This window comes from Ruegeria sp. HKCCA5763 (genome assembly GCF_013034545.1).
Lineage (GTDB): Bacteria > Pseudomonadota > Alphaproteobacteria > Rhodobacterales > Rhodobacteraceae > Ruegeria.
In genome coordinates, this window is sequence record NZ_WQGF01000005.1 from 1 (window position 1) to 15,497 (window position 15,497).

The following is a 15,497-nucleotide window of genomic DNA, read 5'->3' on the forward strand; positions in this document are numbered from 1 at the left end:
GATCTGGCTTTGACCAACGCTACAGCGACATTGTCCGGGTCGGGCAGCAACTATACGGCGACACTTACAGCACAAGCAAACGGGCTTGTTGAGTTGTCCATTCCTGCCGGGGTCTTCACGGACGCGGCCGGAAACGCAAATCTGGCTTCTAACGTCGTCAACGTGATCTACGACGCGAACGCGCCAACCGCCACAATCGGAGCACTGACAGCCACCGGAAGCGATACGTTTCAAGCGTCGATCACTCTTAGCGAGCCCAGCACCGATTTCTCGGTGGGCGATCTGGCTTTGACCAACGCTACAGCGACATTGTCCGGGTCGGGCAGCAACTATACGGCGACACTTACAGCACAAGCAAACGGGCTTGTTGAGTTGTCCATTCCTGCCGGGGTCTTCACGGACGCGGCCGGAAACGCAAATCTGGCTTCTAACGTCGTCAACGCGATCTACGACGCGAACGCGCCAAAGGTCACTATTAGCGGCCTTCCGCCAAATTTCACTGACTTAAACCCAATCACCGTCACCTTTACGTTTTCTGAAGAGGTCACAAATTTCAGTACCGCCGGTATTTCAGTGACAAACGGGACGATTGGTGCGGTTTCAGGGGGGCCGCAAACTTACATGGCAACCGTAACGCCATCTGGGTCGGGCAACCTTTCTCTTGTCGTACTGGCAGGTGCCGCCGTGGATTTAGAGGGTAACCCAAGTGTTGCTTCGGACCAAGTTACGGTTGTCAACGAAATAGTTGCCGATACAAGGCGACTGATACAGGCGTTTCAGAATGCGCGTGCCACCAGCCTTGCAACCAACCAGCCGGGATTGACCCGGTTCTTGCAGCGGTCGGGTTCCGGCGTGTTGGACACGTCGGTGACGCAAGGTTCGGGTTATCTGAATTTTGCCTCAGATCCATCCAACCCGGTCTGGTTCAATTTGACCGGCAACTGGAGCTCTCAGGACGATTTCGACAGCTCCTATGCGTTGGCTGTTTTGGGCGCACATCGTCAGATCAGCGCGAACCTTCTGGTCGGGGCCATGCTGCAGCTCGACTATGCCGAAACGGATAACGGACCGGCCAGCGTGGACGGTACAGGGTGGCTGATTGGCCCTTACGTGGTCGCCAAGTTGCCCAGCCAGCCGGTGTTTTTTGAAGGGCGCGCTCTGTATGGACAGGCTGACAACGACATCTCTCCGCTTGGGACCTATACTGACAGTTTCGACAGCGAGCGTTGGTTGGTGCAATCACGTGTGACCGGCGAAATCAAACGCGGTGCGCTGACGCTGATGCCACTGCTGGACGTCAGCTATGCCAGCGATGATCAAGAAAGCTACACCGACAGTCTGGGGAATCTGATACCGCAGCAGGACTTCAGTCTAACCACGGCGCGGTTGGGTATGGATTTCAAACACCCCGTTCAGGTTTCGCGCGGTGACTTTATGCTGACGGGTGGCCTGTCAGGCATATGGAGCACGACTTCGGGCACGGGCACTGTCCCCGGCGTAACGCCGATTGGCGACACGGCGCGTGCGCGTGCGGATCTGGGCTTTGACTACCTCTTGGAAAACAACAGCTTGCTTGCGGCCAATGTGTTCTATGACGGCATTGGTGAAAGCGGGTTCGAAAACTACAGCCTCAGCCTGATCTGGCAAATGTCCTTCTGAACCAACTTAGGTGCGCCGCAGAGAATCGTTACTCTTCGGCTATGTGCTGTTGCAGAACATCCAATGGCACAATCTCTAACGCGCGCTGATGTGTGGCCTCCAGATGGACCTGCGGCGCACATCCTTCGTCGTGCGCTTGCATAAAGCGGCTGGCACACAGGCACCAGCTGTCACCGGGTTTGAGGCCCGGAAAGTCGAATTCGGGCCGTGCCGTGCTCAGATCATTGCCGACATATTTTGAGAATGCCAGAAACTCGGCTGTCATCACTGCACAGACGGTGTGGCTGCCCTGATCTTCGGGGCAGGTGTTGCACCCGCCGTCGCGGAAAAAGCCGGTTAAGGGGTTTCTTGAGCAGGGGGCGAGGACACCACCCAGCACATTGATACTGTCTTGCTTTTGCATGAGGCTACCTTACAGGCTTTCTGCGATCTTGCGGAACATTTCGATGTTCTGATCATTAACGCCGGGTTCACGGAACAGTCGGTCTGCACCGGTTGAGACAATCAAGACGCCGCGGGGCTGATTGAAATAGACATACTGACCGTAAACGCCACGTGCCAGAAACTCACCCTCATGTGCGCCGCGGGGTATCCACCATTGATAGCCATACCCGATCTTGCCCTGTGCTGTGGGGGCGCTGGGTTGCGTGGCCTCAAATATCCATTCGGCGGGGACCATTTGTAGCCCATTCACTTTACCGTCCTGCAGGATCATTTGCCCGAACCGTGCAAAGTCACGCGTGGTGAAGTTCAGGCCGCCCAAAACAAAAGCAACACCAGTACCGTCAGTAACGTAATACCCGCCGTGTTCCAGGCCCAAAGGCTGAATGACTTTTTCAGTCAACAACTCTGCCACGCTCCGGTCAGTCGCGCCGCGTATCACCATGCCCAACACATGCGTATCGATCGAGACGTATTGCCAGGTTTCGCCCGGTGTCGCAAAGCTGTCTTTCAAAGATGCCGCAAAATCGTCCAGTTCACCGCCCAAGGCGATCACGCGGCCCATGCGGTTGATGTCAGAGTTTGGGTCCAGGTAATCCTCGTCAAACGTGACCCCGCTGGCCATGTTCAGAACATTGCGGATTGTCGCGGCGTCATAGGCGCTGCCCTTGAGTTTTGGCGCGTATTTCACCACCGGATCGTCCAGCGACTTGATTGCGCCCTCATCCAGCAGAATCCCAAACAGCGCTGACAAATAGCTTTTGGCCACCGACCACGAAATTCGACGATCATCCGGGCCTGTTCCCAGATAGTACTCCTCGAACCGGATACTTCCGCCCTGCATCACCAACAACGAGGTTACAGAGCGCTCTTCGATCCAGGCGTCAGCGCCGTCCGGCAGATCGAACCCATCCCCATAAGGCAACTCCCAAGTAGGGGCGTCGCCACGAGGCAGGTCAACGGTTAAAAAAGCCTCGTCCATATGCGAAAAATTATGAACGATCTTTTCTGCTGAAAACAGAGAGTTCACAGCCATCAGGCGCTGCAATTCTTCACGTTTCCACAGCCCAACGACAACACTGGCCAGAGCCAGCGCCAAAACGATGCGCAGCACCCATTTCAAGATGGATCTCATCGCATAGCCTCCCTTATTCTTGGGTATTGGATCGCGGACGCCTTCATTCTGCAATGGCTACGTAACGGAACGTTTTGGATCTGCTATTTGAATTTGTCCAACAGCTTCTGCATGGCAGAGCGGTCATCAACCACTGGTTCGGTTGGTGTATCAGGCTTTGTTTGGGATTTCGGAGTCGAGGTCTTTGAAGATCGCGGCGGAGCAGTGCGCAGCGCGACTGCGTTCATGAATTTGCCTCCATCTCCGTTTGCCAAATATGCAGCGCCGTCTGAAACCCCGCGTAGAACATCATCCAGCCAGTCGGCATCCGCCTTGGCGAAATCACCCAGAACATAGGGTGAGACCATCTCTTTCCGCCCTGGATGCCCGATCCCCAACCGAACGCGGTCATAGGCCGGGCTGATATGATCATGGATCGAGCGCAGGCCATTATGCCCGGCATGGCCGCCACCCGCCTTCACACGGACTTTGCCAGGGGCGAGGTCCAGCTCGTCGTGAAAGATGGTCACATCGGTCGAATCCAGTTTGTAGAACCGCATCGCTTCTCCCACCGACTGACCCGACCGGTTCATGAAGGTCTGCGGTTTGATCAGCAGAACTTTTTCATCGCCCAAACGCCCCTCAGCGATTTCGGCCTGGAATTTGGATTTCCATGGGCCAAAGCCGTGATCCTCGGCGATCCGCTCCACGGCCATGAAGCCAATATTGTGCCGGTTGCGGGCGTATTTCGACCCTGGGTTCCCCAATCCGACAAACAGTTTCATAGTCTCATCCTTGTGCGATGCAGGTGGTTGATGGCACGGAATGCCACCTGTTTCCAGCCCGAGCGGCAAAAGAAAACGGGACCCAACAGGGCCCCGTTTCCAAATCCGAACTCTTGAAGTTCGAGCTTATTCTTCTGCAGCGTCCTGACCGACGACTTCAACCTCGTCAGCTGCCACTTCTTCACCTTCTTCGTCGTCGCTTGTGGACAGACCTGTGGGTGCCGAGATGTTGGCAATCACGAAATCACGGTCGATGGTCGGCTTGGTGCCTGCGGGCAGGTCAACCGACGAAATGGTGACAACGTCGTTGATGTTCAGACCGGTCACATCAACGGTGATCTTCTCAGGGATATCACCCGCGGTGCAGACCAGTTCGACTTCAGGGCGGACAACAGTCAGAACGCCGCCCTTCTTGATGCCGGGCGCTTCGTCTTCGTTGATGAACTCAACGGGGATGAACAGCGCGATTTTGGTGGTCCGGCGCAGACGCATCAGGTCCAGGTGAGTCGGCAGATCTTTGACGATATCACGCTGGACATCGCGGCAGATGACGCGGACATCTTCGTGACCGTCAACCTTCAGGTTCCACAGTGTCGACTTGAAGCGGCCCGCTTTCAGGCGCTTGAATAACTCGTTGAACGGGATCTGAATCGGAAGCGGCTCTTTATCGCCACCAAAAACAATGCCCGGAACCATGCCGTCGCGGCGTGCCTGACGAGCGGCGCCCTTGCCTGTCCCCGTCCGTTCCAGAGCTACGAGATCAGGAATCTCTCCAGCCATGATAATTCTCCAATGTTAGGGCGGGCATCCTCCAAGGCTGTATGCCCGCGTGAAGCCGCGTCCTTAGCTTGATTCAATGGGTTTGGAAAGGGGTTTTAGTCCGTTTTTTGTTTTGCGAGGCTCTGCCTCGCGCTCCGAGGTATTTTTAGCCAGATGAATACAGGATCCCTACTTCATCTGGCGGAAAATACCTCGGGGGAGGCGCCCTTAGGGCGACGGGGGCAGAGCCCCCAATGTCCAGCCGGTTCAGCCTTGCCAACGGCCTCCGAAGTCTTCGGGGACAAGCAGGTTGTGACGCCCCAGCCCTTCGATAGTTTTTTCACCGCAGAGCGCCATTGTCGTGTCCAATTCCTTCTGGATCACCTCAAGCGCGGTGGTCACGCCTTTCTGACCCATTGCGCCAAGGCCATAGACAAAAGCACGGCCGATATAGGTACCTTTGGCCCCAAGCGCCAAAGCCTTAAGCACGTCCTGACCAGATCGGATACCACTGTCGAGATGAACCTCGATATCACTGCCAACGGCGTCCATGATCGCGGGCAGGACGCGGATCGAGCTGAGTGCGCCGTCAAGCTGACGACCGCCGTGGTTTGATACGACTATGGCGTCTGCGCCCAGCTTGGCCGCCATTTTTGCATCCTCTGCGTCCAGGATACCTTTCAGGATTACTTTGCCGCCCCATTGTTCCATCAGTTTTTCGACCTTGGCCCAATCCAGGCTGGGATCGAACTGTTCTGCGGTCCATGCACCAAGGGAAGACGCATCCGATATCCCGTCGACATGGCCGACGATATTGCCGAACTCACGCCTTTGGGCACCCAGCATTTCTATTCCCCAAGCCCATTTTGTCGTTAGGTTTGCAACGGTTTTGGCAGTCAGCTTCGGCGGGGCGGAAAGGCCGTTTTTCAGATCCTTATGACGTTGGCCCAGAATCTGCAGATCCAGAGTGATCACCAGCGCTGAACATTTGGCGTCTTTGGCGCGCTGGATCAGTCGGCTGACGTAATCCGTGTCCTTCATCGTATAAAGCTGAAACCAGAATGGCTTGTTGGTGTGTTCAGCCACGTCTTCGATCGAGTTGATTGACATGGTCGAAAGCGTGAAGGGTACGCCAAATTCCTCGGCCGCTTTTGCGGCCTTCATCTCTCCGTCCGCGTGTTGCATTCCTGTCAACCCGACCGGAGCCAGCGCGACCGGCATCGAGACATCCTCGCCAATCATATGTGAGGCCGTCGAGCGCCCGGACATATCGACCGCAACCCGCTGGCGCAGGCGGATCTGTTCAAAATCGCTGCTGTTTTCGCGGAAGGTTTGTTCTGTCCAACTGCCACTTTCAGCGTAATCATAGAACATCCGGGGTACACGGCGTTCGTATATGCGCCTGAGGTCTTCGATATTGGTTATTACGGGCATGCGGCGGACCTCCGGGCTGTCTGGTTATTTTTTCTTACCAATCCAGCGCGCCGCCTGCAACGGATTGACCCTGTGCCTGGGTGTCAAAAACCCGCCGCACAAGGCACTGCGGCGGGTTTTTTGAGCTTTGAGATGTATCGCTGAGATCAGACGCTGTGTGCCCCGTCCGACAGGGATTTTACGAAATCCAAGACTTCAGCGACAGGCTTGCCCGCGGCGATTTGGCTGACAATGGCGGATCCGACTACAGCACCGTCGGACACTGATGCGATATTGCGGGACTTCTCGGGCGTGTTGATGCCAAAGCCTACGATCACGGGCAAATCTGTTGCGGCCTTTATGCGGGCGACCTCGGGGCCGACGTCTGTCGCCTGAGCCTCGGCTGCGCCGGTGATCCCGGTGATCGAGACGTAATATACGAAGCCCGATGTATTTTGCAGAACGCGTGGCAGACGTTTGTCATCTGTGGTGGGGGTTGCCAGACGGATGAAATTCAAACCTGCTGCCTGTGCGGGCAGGCACAGTTCTTCGTCTTCCTCGGGGGGAAGGTCGACAACGATCAGACCGTCGATTCCGGCTTCTTTGGCATCCGCCAGAAATGCGTCAACGCCCCGGCTGTAAATCGGGTTGTAATACCCCATCAGGACAATCGGAGTCGTATCGTCGGTTTCCCGGAACGCACGTGCCAAATCCAATGTGCGTTGCAACGTCATGCCGCCATCCAAAGCGCGTTGCCCCGCGGCTTGAATCGTGGGGCCATCTGCCATCGGGTCGGTGAAGGGCAAACCCAGTTCGATGATGTCCACTCCAGCACCCGGCAAGCCTTTGACTACCTCTAACGAAGTGTCATAGTCCGGGTCTCCGGCCATGATATAGGCGACAAAAGCCTTTTTACCTTCGGCTTTCAGGGCGGCGAACTTGGCGTCGATACGGGTCATCGGATGTCCTTGCACTCGGGTTTCGACCCGTGTGCAGAAACTTTGACCGAAAATCAATCCCGCCAGGGCAGGAATAGATCAGAAGCCCAGATGATAGCGCAGAAGCACCGCGTTTACGCCAGGGTTATCGTCGTTTGTGCTGGCGTTGGATTTATGTGTGATCGCGAGCGACACGCTGTTTCCGTTGTCCAGTGCATAGCCAAGGCCAAGGAGACTGCGGATCTGAAAGTCACCCCCCAAGTCGTTCAGATCAATACTTGGGTTAAAATACCCTGGCATGACGCTGCCTTCCACAAACCAGCGTTCGTTCAGCGCATACAGTCCGACCACCCCCAAGCCGATGTGAAAATCGCCATTCTCATGAAGAGACAATGCTGTTCCCCAACCTACGCTGAACCGGGTCGCCTGATGAAACGGCTTATGGTGGTATTTAAAGGGAGAAAAGCGCTTGGTCCTCGGATGCATTGTCAGAGAAGTCTGCATATCCAGCGCCAAATATGACTTGTTGGGCTTGGGCTGTCGCATATGCGGATACTGTCAACGCGGTCGCAAGTAAGAGCTGTTTCATTTTATTCTGCCAGTGAATTCTCGTCGTTCAATGCTAGTTGGTTATCGTAGGGGCATTTTTTCAATTCAGCCAAGAACACGTTTTTGGAACGTTTTTGTGATGTGACGATTTGGACTCAGCCGTGGCAAGCCCAGCAATGGCTTGCGCATTTAGGCTGACCTGCATAGAAGCTGCGTTCGTATTCTATGCAGGAGGCCGTGATGGGCTTTAAAATGGGAATCGTGGGTCTGCCGAATGTAGGCAAGTCGACCCTGTTCAACGCGTTGACCAAAACCGCAGCCGCGCAGGCGGCGAACTTCCCGTTTTGCACCATCGAGCCCAACGTGGGCGACGTGGCTGTGCCAGATGATCGACTGGACAAGCTGGCCGCGATAGCGTCGTCCAAGCAGATCATCCCAACGCGGATGACGTTCGTGGATATTGCCGGCCTAGTCAAAGGCGCCTCAAAGGGTGAGGGTCTGGGTAACCAGTTTCTGGCCAACATCCGCGAGACTGACGCCATTGCGCATGTGCTGCGTTGTTTCGAAGACGGCGACGTGACCCACGTGGATGGCCGTGTCGATCCGGTGGCCGATGCTGATACGATTGAGACCGAGCTTATGCTGGCCGATCTGGAAAGCATCGAAAAGCGCCGCGCGAACCTGGTGCGCAAGCTCAAGGGCAACGACAAAGAAGCGCAGCAGCAGGATCGCCTGTTGGCCGAGGCGCAAGCTATGCTGGAAAACGGTAAGCCGGCGCGGTTGGTCGAAGTGAGCGACGAAGACGCAAAGGCATGGAAGATGCTGCAACTGCTGACCACCAAACCGGTGCTTTATGTCTGCAACGTGTCCGAAGAAGAAGCTGCTGAGGGCAACGAGTATTCAGCGAAAGTGGCCGAGATGGCTGCGGCGCAAGGCAATTCACACGTCATTATCAGCGCTAAGATCGAAGAAGAGATCAGCCTGCTGGAAGAAGACGAAGCCCAGATGTTCCTGGAAGAGATGGGTCTGGAAGAACCCGGCCTCGACCGTCTGATCCGCGCTGGTTACGACCTGCTGAAGCTGGAAACCTATTTCACCGTCGGCCCGAAAGAGGCCCGCGCCTGGACGATCCGCACCGGCACCGCCGCGCCACAGGCCGCTGGCGTGATCCACGGTGACTTCGAGAAAGGCTTCATCCGCGCCGAGACAATTGCCTATGACGACTATATCGCCGCCAATGGCGAGCAGGGCGCGAAAGAGGCGGGCAAGATGCGGGCAGAGGGTAAGGGCTACATCGTCAAGGACGGCGATGTGATGCATTTCTTGTTTAATACTTAAGGTCGCTTGTTAAACGCGTATTTCAGGGCGTTTCGTTCAGACTGCAGTGGGTGATCAGCCACCTGCCGTCTGGCTGTTTGTATAACACGTTGAGCGATGTCCCATGATCGGCTTCGCCTTCGCTGAAACGCGCAAGGCACCAGCCAATATGGCCGTTGATATCGGCTTGTACGACCTCGATAGCTTTGGGCTTGGCATCTTCTTCTATCCACGCGGCATGCGCCGCTTCGATCGCCTTCCGACCCTTTGCCGCAGGCCCATACGGTGAGAAGAGTTCTGCATTGTCTGTGAAATAGGTCGCGCATCCCGCTGGGTCATTGGATCGATAACATTCGACATAGCCATCAAACAGTTTCTGAAATTCTAGGATCACAGTCATTTTGTGCGCTTCGCTTCTCTCGTCGGTCTTGCTGAGTCCGCTAGTCCCCGCCGTGCCATCACATGGTCAATGATGAAGCTGAGTACCTCGATGTCTTTTTGGTTGTATGTACGATACCGGAAACGCACCGTACCCCTGTCAGGTTTTGAATGTGAAGGCGTGATCGCCTCGACCGTTACGCGCACGCAGATAGTATCCCCCGAGAAAACCGGTGCGAGCCAGCGCACTTCGTCCATGCCGTGGCCGCCAAGATTTGTACCGTTAAGCACACCAGTGTCGCGAAATAGCCGGAAGGTAAGCGCGATGGTTTGAAAGCCGCTTGCGATAAGGCCGCCAAAAATGGACTCTGTCGCAGCGATCTTGTCTATGTGGAATGGTTGCGGATCGTGCACGAGGGCAAAATCCACGATCGCGCCCTCTGTAAGAGTTACGCCTCCGGTCTCGAAGGAGTCTCCAAGCATCAGATCATCGAGATATTTGCCCTTAATCATCCCAATACTCGCATCAACCGCGTCTTTTATAGTATCGCTGACAGGTTCAAAAAGAAACTCTCCGAAGTTCGTGGATGAAGCGCATTTCTATGCAGGTAAAAACGCGTTAGTCTGCCGTTTGCTCTCAAGTTGGACCGACTAGAAATGATCGAAATCCGCGACCTGCAATTGCTCAGCGCTTTGGCGCGTCATCGCCATTTTGCCAAAGCGGCCGAGGAATGCGGGATTTCGCAGCCCGCGTTCTCGATGCGTATCCGTAATCTCGAGGATCGGCTTGGCCTATCCATAGTCCGCCGCGCAAACCGGTTTCAGGGTCTCACGGAAGAGGGCGAGATGATTGTCCAACGAGCGCGACGTATCCTCGATGACACCAAGGCGCTGGAGCAGCAAGTGCTGGCAGCCAAGGGTGAGATCACAGGGACGTTGATATTGGGCGTGATCCCCACAGCAATCGCGTTCACCGGTCGCCTGATCAAACGTCTGCGTATGGCCCATCCCCGGATCGTGACCCGGATTGAAACCATGTCCGCCACCGCGATTCAGCACCGACTGGACGAAGGCAGCCTGGATGCAGGGATAACTTATGGTGACAGCATCGGTACGGACCTGCGGCAGGTGCAGCCACTGTACGAGGAAACCTATGTCCTGTTGGTGCCATCCCACATGACCGAGGAAACTGGCCCGATTCCCTGGGCTCAAGTCGCCAACTTCCCGCTTAGCTTGCTTGAGCCGCAGATGCAAAATCGCCGCATCCTGGACCGGATTTTTGCGGAACAAGGCCTGCATCCTGACGTCGTGGCCGAAACCAGCGGCTTCACAGCCTCAATGGTCATGGCGAGAGAGGGGCTGGCGGCCACCGTCGTGCCTCGGGTCCTTGTGCGCGCGCTGGGCGATTTGAAGGGGACCCGTGTGTTACCTCTGGTCGATCCCGTTGTCAGCAAGCCCATTTGCCTGGCCACCCTCAGCCGCGACCCAGAACTGCCAACGGTCGGCGCGTTGCGCAGCGTGGTGGCGTCTTTACGGTGATAAGCTGTCGTTATCGTGCGATTGCCAAATGCGATTTGACGATATGCTGATCTGATGAGACACGGGGCCTCAATCGGAGGGCATCATGGCACCATTAGACACCAAGCCATCAGGCGCACCCAAGGGCGTTTGGAAGTCAGGTAAAGGCAAAGGGCGGCATACGCCCAAGGGCCGTCAGTTTACGGATGAGGCGCAGGCCGAGATTCACCGCCTGTTGGGCGATCGCCCGCGCCGCCGCGATTTGCTGATTGAATTCCTGCATTTGATCCAGGACGCGCACGGTCATATCAGTGCCGACCACATTGCAGCTTTGGCGGTTGAGATGCGCATCGGTCAGGCGGAAATCTATGAAACCGCCACCTTCTATGCCCATTTCGATGTGGTCAAAGAAGATGAAACACCTCCGCCCGCGCTGACGATCCGGGTCTGTGATTCCCTGTCTTGTGAAATGGCTGGTGCCCAGCAGCTGCAAAAAGCTCTGGAAGATGGCTTGGATCCGGCTGAGGTCCGCGTTGTTCGTGCGCCGTGCATGGGCCGTTGTTATACCGCTCCGGTGTTGGAGATCGGTCACAACCATATCGATCATGCGACCCCTGAAAAGGTACAGGCTGCGATTGCTGCGGGCGACACCCATGCCCATCTGCCCGACTATGAAGCCTTCGCCGCCTACGAAGCCAATGGCGGTTACGCCAAGCTGAAAGAGCTGCGCTACGGCGGTGATTGGGAAAAGGTGCAAGAAGACGTGCTGTCCTCGGGCCTGCGTGGTCTGGGTGGCGCCGGTTTCCCGTCAGGTAAGAAATGGGGCTTTGTTCGCATGAACGAAGGTCCACGCTATCTGGCCGTAAACGGAGATGAGGGCGAACCCGGCACGTTCAAGGACCGCTACTATCTGGAACGCACGCCGCATGTCTTCCTTGAGGGCATGTTGATCGCCGCCTGGGCGGTCGAGGCCGAGACCTGCTTTATCTATATGCGTGACGAATACCCTGCGGTGCTGGAAATCCTACGCCGTGAGATCGCCGCGTTGGAAGAGGCCGAGATCGTCGCCAAGGGTTACATCGACCTGCGCCGGGGTGCTGGTGCCTATATCTGCGGTGAAGAATCCGCGATGATCGAGTCGATTGAAGGTAAGAAGGGCCTGCCCCGTCACCGTCCTCCGTTCGTGGCGCAGGTTGGGGTCTTTAATCGCCCGACCTTGGTGCACAATGTCGAAACACTGTATTGGGTCACCAAAGTGTGCCGTGAAGGGCCGGAATGCCTCAACAGCACCGAAAAGAATGGCCGCACCGGCCTGCGCAGCTATTCGGTCTCGGGCCGGGTTGCAAAGCCCGGTGTGTACCTGCTGCCGGCAGGTTCGACCATTCTGGATGTGATTGATGCCGCCGGCGGCATGGCCGAAGGCCATGTGTTCAAGGCGTATCAACCGGGCGGGCCGTCGTCAGGTCTTCTCCCCTCCAGCATCGATGACGTCCCGCTCGACTTTGACACTCTGCAACCGCTGGGCACCTTCATCGGCTCCGCTGCGGTTGTGGTTCTGTCAGATCAGGACACCGCCCGCGACGCTGCGCTGAACATGCTGCGGTTCTTCGAAGATGAAAGTTGCGGTCAGTGCACGCCCTGCCGTGCGGGTTGCGAAAAGGCGGTGAAGCTGATGCAGGCCGACAAATGGGACACCGAACTGTTGGAAGATCTGTGCCAGGTCATGGGAGATGCCTCGATCTGCGGTCTGGGGCAGGCGGCTCCGAATCCGATCCGCCTGGTCATGAAACATTTCGCTGACGAAATCTGAGGGAGACAGAGCCATGCTTGACGCAAGCCCAACAAAGACCGTCACCTTCAACCTGAACGGCGATGACGTCACTGTGCCCGAGGGCACCACGATCTGGGAAGCGGCCAATGGCCGTGGACTGGTGATCCCGCACCTGTGCCACAAACCGGCACCGGGCTACAAACCCGATGGCAACTGCCGCGCCTGTATGGTCGAAGTGGAAGGCGAGCGCACTCTGGTCGCCTCGTGCATCCGACCGGCGGCCGAGGGGATGGTTGTCAAAACCGACACTGACCGCGCCGAGAAGTCCCGCGCTATGGTCATGGAACTGTTGGTGGCCGATCAGCCCGAGCAGCCGCACGATGCGTCCAGCCATTTCTGGGATATGGCCAAGCTGAACGATGTCAGCGACAGCCGTTTCCCGGCGAAAGAGGCCGAGAAAATCCCGCTGCTGGATGACAGCCACGTCGCGATGCGTGTCAATCTGGACGCCTGCATCAACTGCAACCTCTGCGTTCGCGCTTGCCGCGACGTGCAGGTGAATGACGTGATCGGCATGGCCGGTCGCGGCCACACCGCGCAGGTGGTGTTTGACCAGAACGACCCAATGGGCGCATCAACTTGCGTGGCCTGTGGTGAATGTGTTCAGGCTTGCCCGACCGGTGCGCTGATGCCCGCGACCGTGCTGGACGATCAGCAACTGGGCGATAGCAAAGACTACGACAGCGAAACCGAAAGCGTCTGCCCGTTCTGCGGTGTGGGCTGCAAGGTCTCGCTGAAAGTTAAAGACGGTAAGGTCAAATATGTCGAGGGCATCAACGGCCCCGCAAACGAAGGCCGTTTGTGTGTCAAAGGCCGCTTTGGCTTTGACTACATCCACCACCCGCACCGCCTGACCAAGCCGTTGATCCGGCGCGAAGACGCCCCTGAAAAGGGCCTGAACGTCGATCCATCGGACCTGTCGACCCATTTCCGCGAAGCGACCTGGGAAGAGGCGATGGATTTGGCCGCCACCAAGCTAAAAGCCTTGCGCGACGAAGATCCGCGCAGCGTTGCGGGCTTTGGTTCGGCCAAGTGCACCAACGAAGAAGCCTATCTGTTCCAGAAGTTCATCCGTCAGGGATTCAAGCACAACAACGTCGACCACTGCACCCGTCTGTGCCACGCGTCGTCCGTTGCGGCTCTGATCGAGAACGTCGGCTCGGGTGCTGTGACCGCGACCTTCAACGAGATCGAAAACGCGGATGTGGCGATCATCATCGGGGCCAACCCGATTGAAAACCATCCTGTTGCAGCGACCTATTTCAAGCAATTCACCAAGCGCGGTGGCAAGCTGATTGTGATGGATCCGCGCGGTGTCGGCATGCGCAAATTCGCTGACGAAATGCTGCAATTCCGCCCGGGTGCTGATGTCTCGATGCTCAATGCGATCATGAACGTGATTGTCGAAGAGGAACTCTACGACAGCCAGTACATCCACCGCTGGACCGAGAACTGGGAGGCCGAGAAAGAACATCTGCGCCAGTTCACGCCCGAGGCAATGGCTCCGATCTGTGGCATCGAACCCGATCAGCTGCGCCGCGTCGCGCGCACCTTTGCGCAGGCCAAGGCCGGTCTGATCTTTTGGGGCATGGGCGTCAGCCAGCATATCCACGGCACCGACAACTCGCGCTGCCTGATCAGCCTTGCTCTGATGACCGGCAACGTCGGTAAGCCCGGCGCAGGTCTGCACCCGCTGCGTGGTCAGAACAACGTTCAAGGCGCATCTGATGCGGGCCTGATCCCGATGTTCCTGCCGGATTACAAGACGGTCACGGATGACAATATCCGGGCTCAGTTCACCGAGGTCTGGGGCTCGGATGATTTCTCGAATGAGAAGGGCCTGACAGTTACCGAGATCATCGATCAGATCTATGCGCGCAACATCAAGGGTATGTATATTCTGGGCGAAAACCCGGCCATGTCCGACCCGGATGTAAACCACGCCCGTGATGCGTTGGCCAAGCTGGATCTGATGATCGTGCAGGACATCTTCCTGACCGAGACGGCGAACTATGCCGACATCATCCTGCCGGCCTCGGCGCTCTATGAAAAGAACGGGACGGTGTCGAACACCAACCGCCAGGTACAGCGTGTACGCCCGGCCGTGGCACCTCCGGGTGAGGCGCGCGAGGATTGGGCGATCACTGTCGAGTTGGCGCAGCGTATCGGTCTGAACTGGGATTACACAGATGTGTCTCAGGTCTTCAACGAAATGAAGCTGACCATGCAGTCACTGGACAACATCACGTGGGAGCGTCTGGAAACCGAGACGATCACCTACCCGTCGCTCAGCGAAACCGATCCGGGCCAGTCCATCGTGTTTGGCGACGGTTTCCCACGGGCTGATGGCAAGGCCAGGTTCACCCCGGCCAGTATCATCCCACCGGATGAAGCTCCGGATGAAGAGTATCCGATGATAGCCACAACGGGTCGCCAGTTGGAGCATTGGCATACGGGTTCTATGACCCGCCGCGCCACTGTTCTGGATGCGGTAGAGCCGGAAGCGAACTGTTCGATGAATCCGCGTACGCTCAAGCTGATGGGGATCGAACCGGGTGAAATGATCCGTCTGACGACCCGTCGCGGTTCCATCGAGATCATGGTGCGTGCCGACCGGGCGATCGCCGAGGATATGGTGTTCATCCCGTTTGCCTATGTCGAGGCGGCTGCGAACATGCTGACCAATTCGGCCATCGACCCCTATGGCAAGATCCCCGAGTTCAAGTTCTCGGCGATCAAGGTCGAAAAGATCGAAGACGCCATCGCAGCGGAATAACCTCTGCGCCAATCAATCT

14 protein-coding genes are annotated in these 15,497 nt (G+C 56.9%); 5 read left to right on the forward strand and 9 right to left on the reverse strand.

Annotation, left to right across the window (positions count from 1 at the left end; all coding sequences use genetic code 11):
• Nucleotides 1-1,659 (forward strand): Ig-like domain-containing protein (locus GOV89_RS10095; protein ID WP_171238097.1); only part of this gene is annotated, 1,659 nt, incomplete at its 5' end.
• Between the two features lie 28 nt (nucleotides 1,660-1,687).
• Here GOV89_RS10095 and GOV89_RS10100 read toward each other — a convergent pair.
• From GOV89_RS10100 to GOV89_RS10130, 7 genes are all read right to left on the reverse strand, one after another.
• On the reverse strand, nucleotides 1,688-2,062 hold the full coding sequence (locus tag GOV89_RS10100) for a DUF2237 family protein (RefSeq protein ID WP_171178068.1): 375 nt from the start codon (nucleotides 2,060-2,062) through the stop codon (nucleotides 1,688-1,690).
• A 9-nt stretch (nucleotides 2,063-2,071) separates the two neighbouring features.
• Entirely contained in the window at nucleotides 2,072-3,235 is a 1,164-nt protein-coding gene (locus GOV89_RS10105; RefSeq protein WP_171178066.1) for a serine hydrolase, read from the reverse strand.
• Nucleotides 3,236-3,318: 83 nt separating this feature from the next.
• Complete coding sequence (pth, locus tag GOV89_RS10110) at nucleotides 3,319-3,999, reverse strand: aminoacyl-tRNA hydrolase (RefSeq protein ID WP_171178064.1); 681 nt, start codon at nucleotides 3,997-3,999, stop codon at nucleotides 3,319-3,321.
• A 126-nt stretch (nucleotides 4,000-4,125) separates the two neighbouring features.
• Nucleotides 4,126-4,779: a 50S ribosomal protein L25/general stress protein Ctc gene (locus GOV89_RS10115; RefSeq protein WP_171178062.1), complete on the reverse strand. Its 654-nt coding sequence runs from the start codon at nucleotides 4,777-4,779 to the stop codon at nucleotides 4,126-4,128.
• Between the two features lie 246 nt (nucleotides 4,780-5,025).
• A complete protein-coding gene (locus GOV89_RS10120; RefSeq protein ID WP_171238098.1) occupies nucleotides 5,026-6,192 on the reverse strand; it encodes an alpha-hydroxy acid oxidase in 1,167 nt (388 codons plus the stop codon).
• A 146-nt stretch (nucleotides 6,193-6,338) separates the two neighbouring features.
• Complete coding sequence (gene trpA / locus GOV89_RS10125; protein WP_171235349.1) at nucleotides 6,339-7,130, reverse strand: tryptophan synthase subunit alpha; 792 nt, start codon at nucleotides 7,128-7,130, stop codon at nucleotides 6,339-6,341.
• A 78-nt stretch (nucleotides 7,131-7,208) separates the two neighbouring features.
• On the reverse strand, nucleotides 7,209-7,613 hold the full coding sequence (locus tag GOV89_RS10130) for an acyloxyacyl hydrolase (protein WP_254451515.1): 405 nt from the start codon (nucleotides 7,611-7,613) through the stop codon (nucleotides 7,209-7,211).
• Between the two features lie 285 nt (nucleotides 7,614-7,898).
• On the opposite strand from GOV89_RS10130, the gene ychF reads away from it, so the two are divergent.
• A complete protein-coding gene (gene ychF / locus GOV89_RS10135; protein WP_171238099.1) occupies nucleotides 7,899-8,996 on the forward strand; it encodes a redox-regulated ATPase YchF in 1,098 nt (365 codons plus the stop codon).
• 22 nt (nucleotides 8,997-9,018) lie between these two features.
• On the opposite strand, the gene GOV89_RS10140 is transcribed toward ychF, so the two are convergent.
• Together GOV89_RS10140 and GOV89_RS10145 are read right to left on the reverse strand one after the other, a co-directional pair.
• Nucleotides 9,019-9,375 (reverse strand): SgcJ/EcaC family oxidoreductase, encoded by a 357-nt coding sequence (locus GOV89_RS10140; protein WP_171238100.1) that lies wholly within the window; start codon nucleotides 9,373-9,375, stop codon nucleotides 9,019-9,021.
• Entirely contained in the window at nucleotides 9,372-9,866 is a 495-nt protein-coding gene (locus GOV89_RS10145) for a MaoC family dehydratase (RefSeq protein ID WP_217352151.1), read from the reverse strand. Before GOV89_RS10145 ends, GOV89_RS10140 begins: the two co-directional genes overlap by 4 nt.
• Nucleotides 9,867-10,010: 144 nt before the next feature.
• Between GOV89_RS10145 and GOV89_RS10150 the strand changes: the two genes are divergently transcribed.
• The 3 genes from GOV89_RS10150 (at nucleotide 10,011) to fdhF (ending at nucleotide 15,478) form a co-directional block, all read left to right on the forward strand.
• Nucleotides 10,011-10,892, forward strand: coding sequence for a LysR family transcriptional regulator (locus GOV89_RS10150; RefSeq protein ID WP_171238101.1), 882 nt, complete (start codon nucleotides 10,011-10,013; stop codon nucleotides 10,890-10,892).
• An 85-nt stretch (nucleotides 10,893-10,977) separates the two neighbouring features.
• Complete coding sequence (locus tag GOV89_RS10155) at nucleotides 10,978-12,681, forward strand: NAD(P)H-dependent oxidoreductase subunit E (protein ID WP_171238102.1); 1,704 nt, start codon at nucleotides 10,978-10,980, stop codon at nucleotides 12,679-12,681.
• Nucleotides 12,682-12,694: 13 nt separating this feature from the next.
• Entirely contained in the window at nucleotides 12,695-15,478 is a 2,784-nt protein-coding gene (gene fdhF, locus GOV89_RS10160; protein ID WP_171238103.1) for a formate dehydrogenase subunit alpha, read from the forward strand.
• Nucleotides 15,479-15,497: the final 19 nt, after the last annotated feature.

What these genes read in the sequence shown, in the direction of transcription:
- GOV89_RS10105 (WP_171178066.1), bottom strand. Translation starts at nt 3,235, where the DNA reads ATGAGATCCATCTTGAAATGGGTGCTGCGCATCGTTTTGGCGCTGGCT.
- trpA (WP_171235349.1), bottom strand. Translation starts at nt 7,130, where the DNA reads ATGACCCGTATCGACGCCAAGTTCGCCGCCCTGAAAGCCGAAGGTAAA.
- pth (WP_171178064.1), bottom strand. Translation starts at nt 3,999, where the DNA reads ATGAAACTGTTTGTCGGATTGGGGAACCCAGGGTCGAAATACGCCCGC.
- GOV89_RS10120 (WP_171238098.1), bottom strand. Translation starts at nt 6,192, where the DNA reads ATGCCCGTAATAACCAATATCGAAGACCTCAGGCGCATATACGAACGC.
- GOV89_RS10130 (WP_254451515.1), bottom strand. Translation starts at nt 7,613, where the DNA reads ATGCAGACTTCTCTGACAATGCATCCGAGGACCAAGCGCTTTTCTCCC.
- GOV89_RS10115 (WP_171178062.1), bottom strand. Translation starts at nt 4,779, where the DNA reads ATGGCTGGAGAGATTCCTGATCTCGTAGCTCTGGAACGGACGGGGACA.
- GOV89_RS10155 (WP_171238102.1), top strand. Translation starts at nt 10,978, where the DNA reads ATGGCACCATTAGACACCAAGCCATCAGGCGCACCCAAGGGCGTTTGG.
- GOV89_RS10145 (WP_217352151.1), bottom strand. Translation starts at nt 9,866, where the DNA reads ATGATTAAGGGCAAATATCTCGATGATCTGATGCTTGGAGACTCCTTC.
- ychF (WP_171238099.1), top strand. Translation starts at nt 7,899, where the DNA reads ATGGGCTTTAAAATGGGAATCGTGGGTCTGCCGAATGTAGGCAAGTCG.
- GOV89_RS10140 (WP_171238100.1), bottom strand. Translation starts at nt 9,375, where the DNA reads ATGACTGTGATCCTAGAATTTCAGAAACTGTTTGATGGCTATGTCGAA.
- fdhF (WP_171238103.1), top strand. Translation starts at nt 12,695, where the DNA reads ATGCTTGACGCAAGCCCAACAAAGACCGTCACCTTCAACCTGAACGGC.
- GOV89_RS10100 (WP_171178068.1), bottom strand. Translation starts at nt 2,062, where the DNA reads ATGCAAAAGCAAGACAGTATCAATGTGCTGGGTGGTGTCCTCGCCCCC.
- GOV89_RS10150 (WP_171238101.1), top strand. Translation starts at nt 10,011, where the DNA reads ATGATCGAAATCCGCGACCTGCAATTGCTCAGCGCTTTGGCGCGTCAT.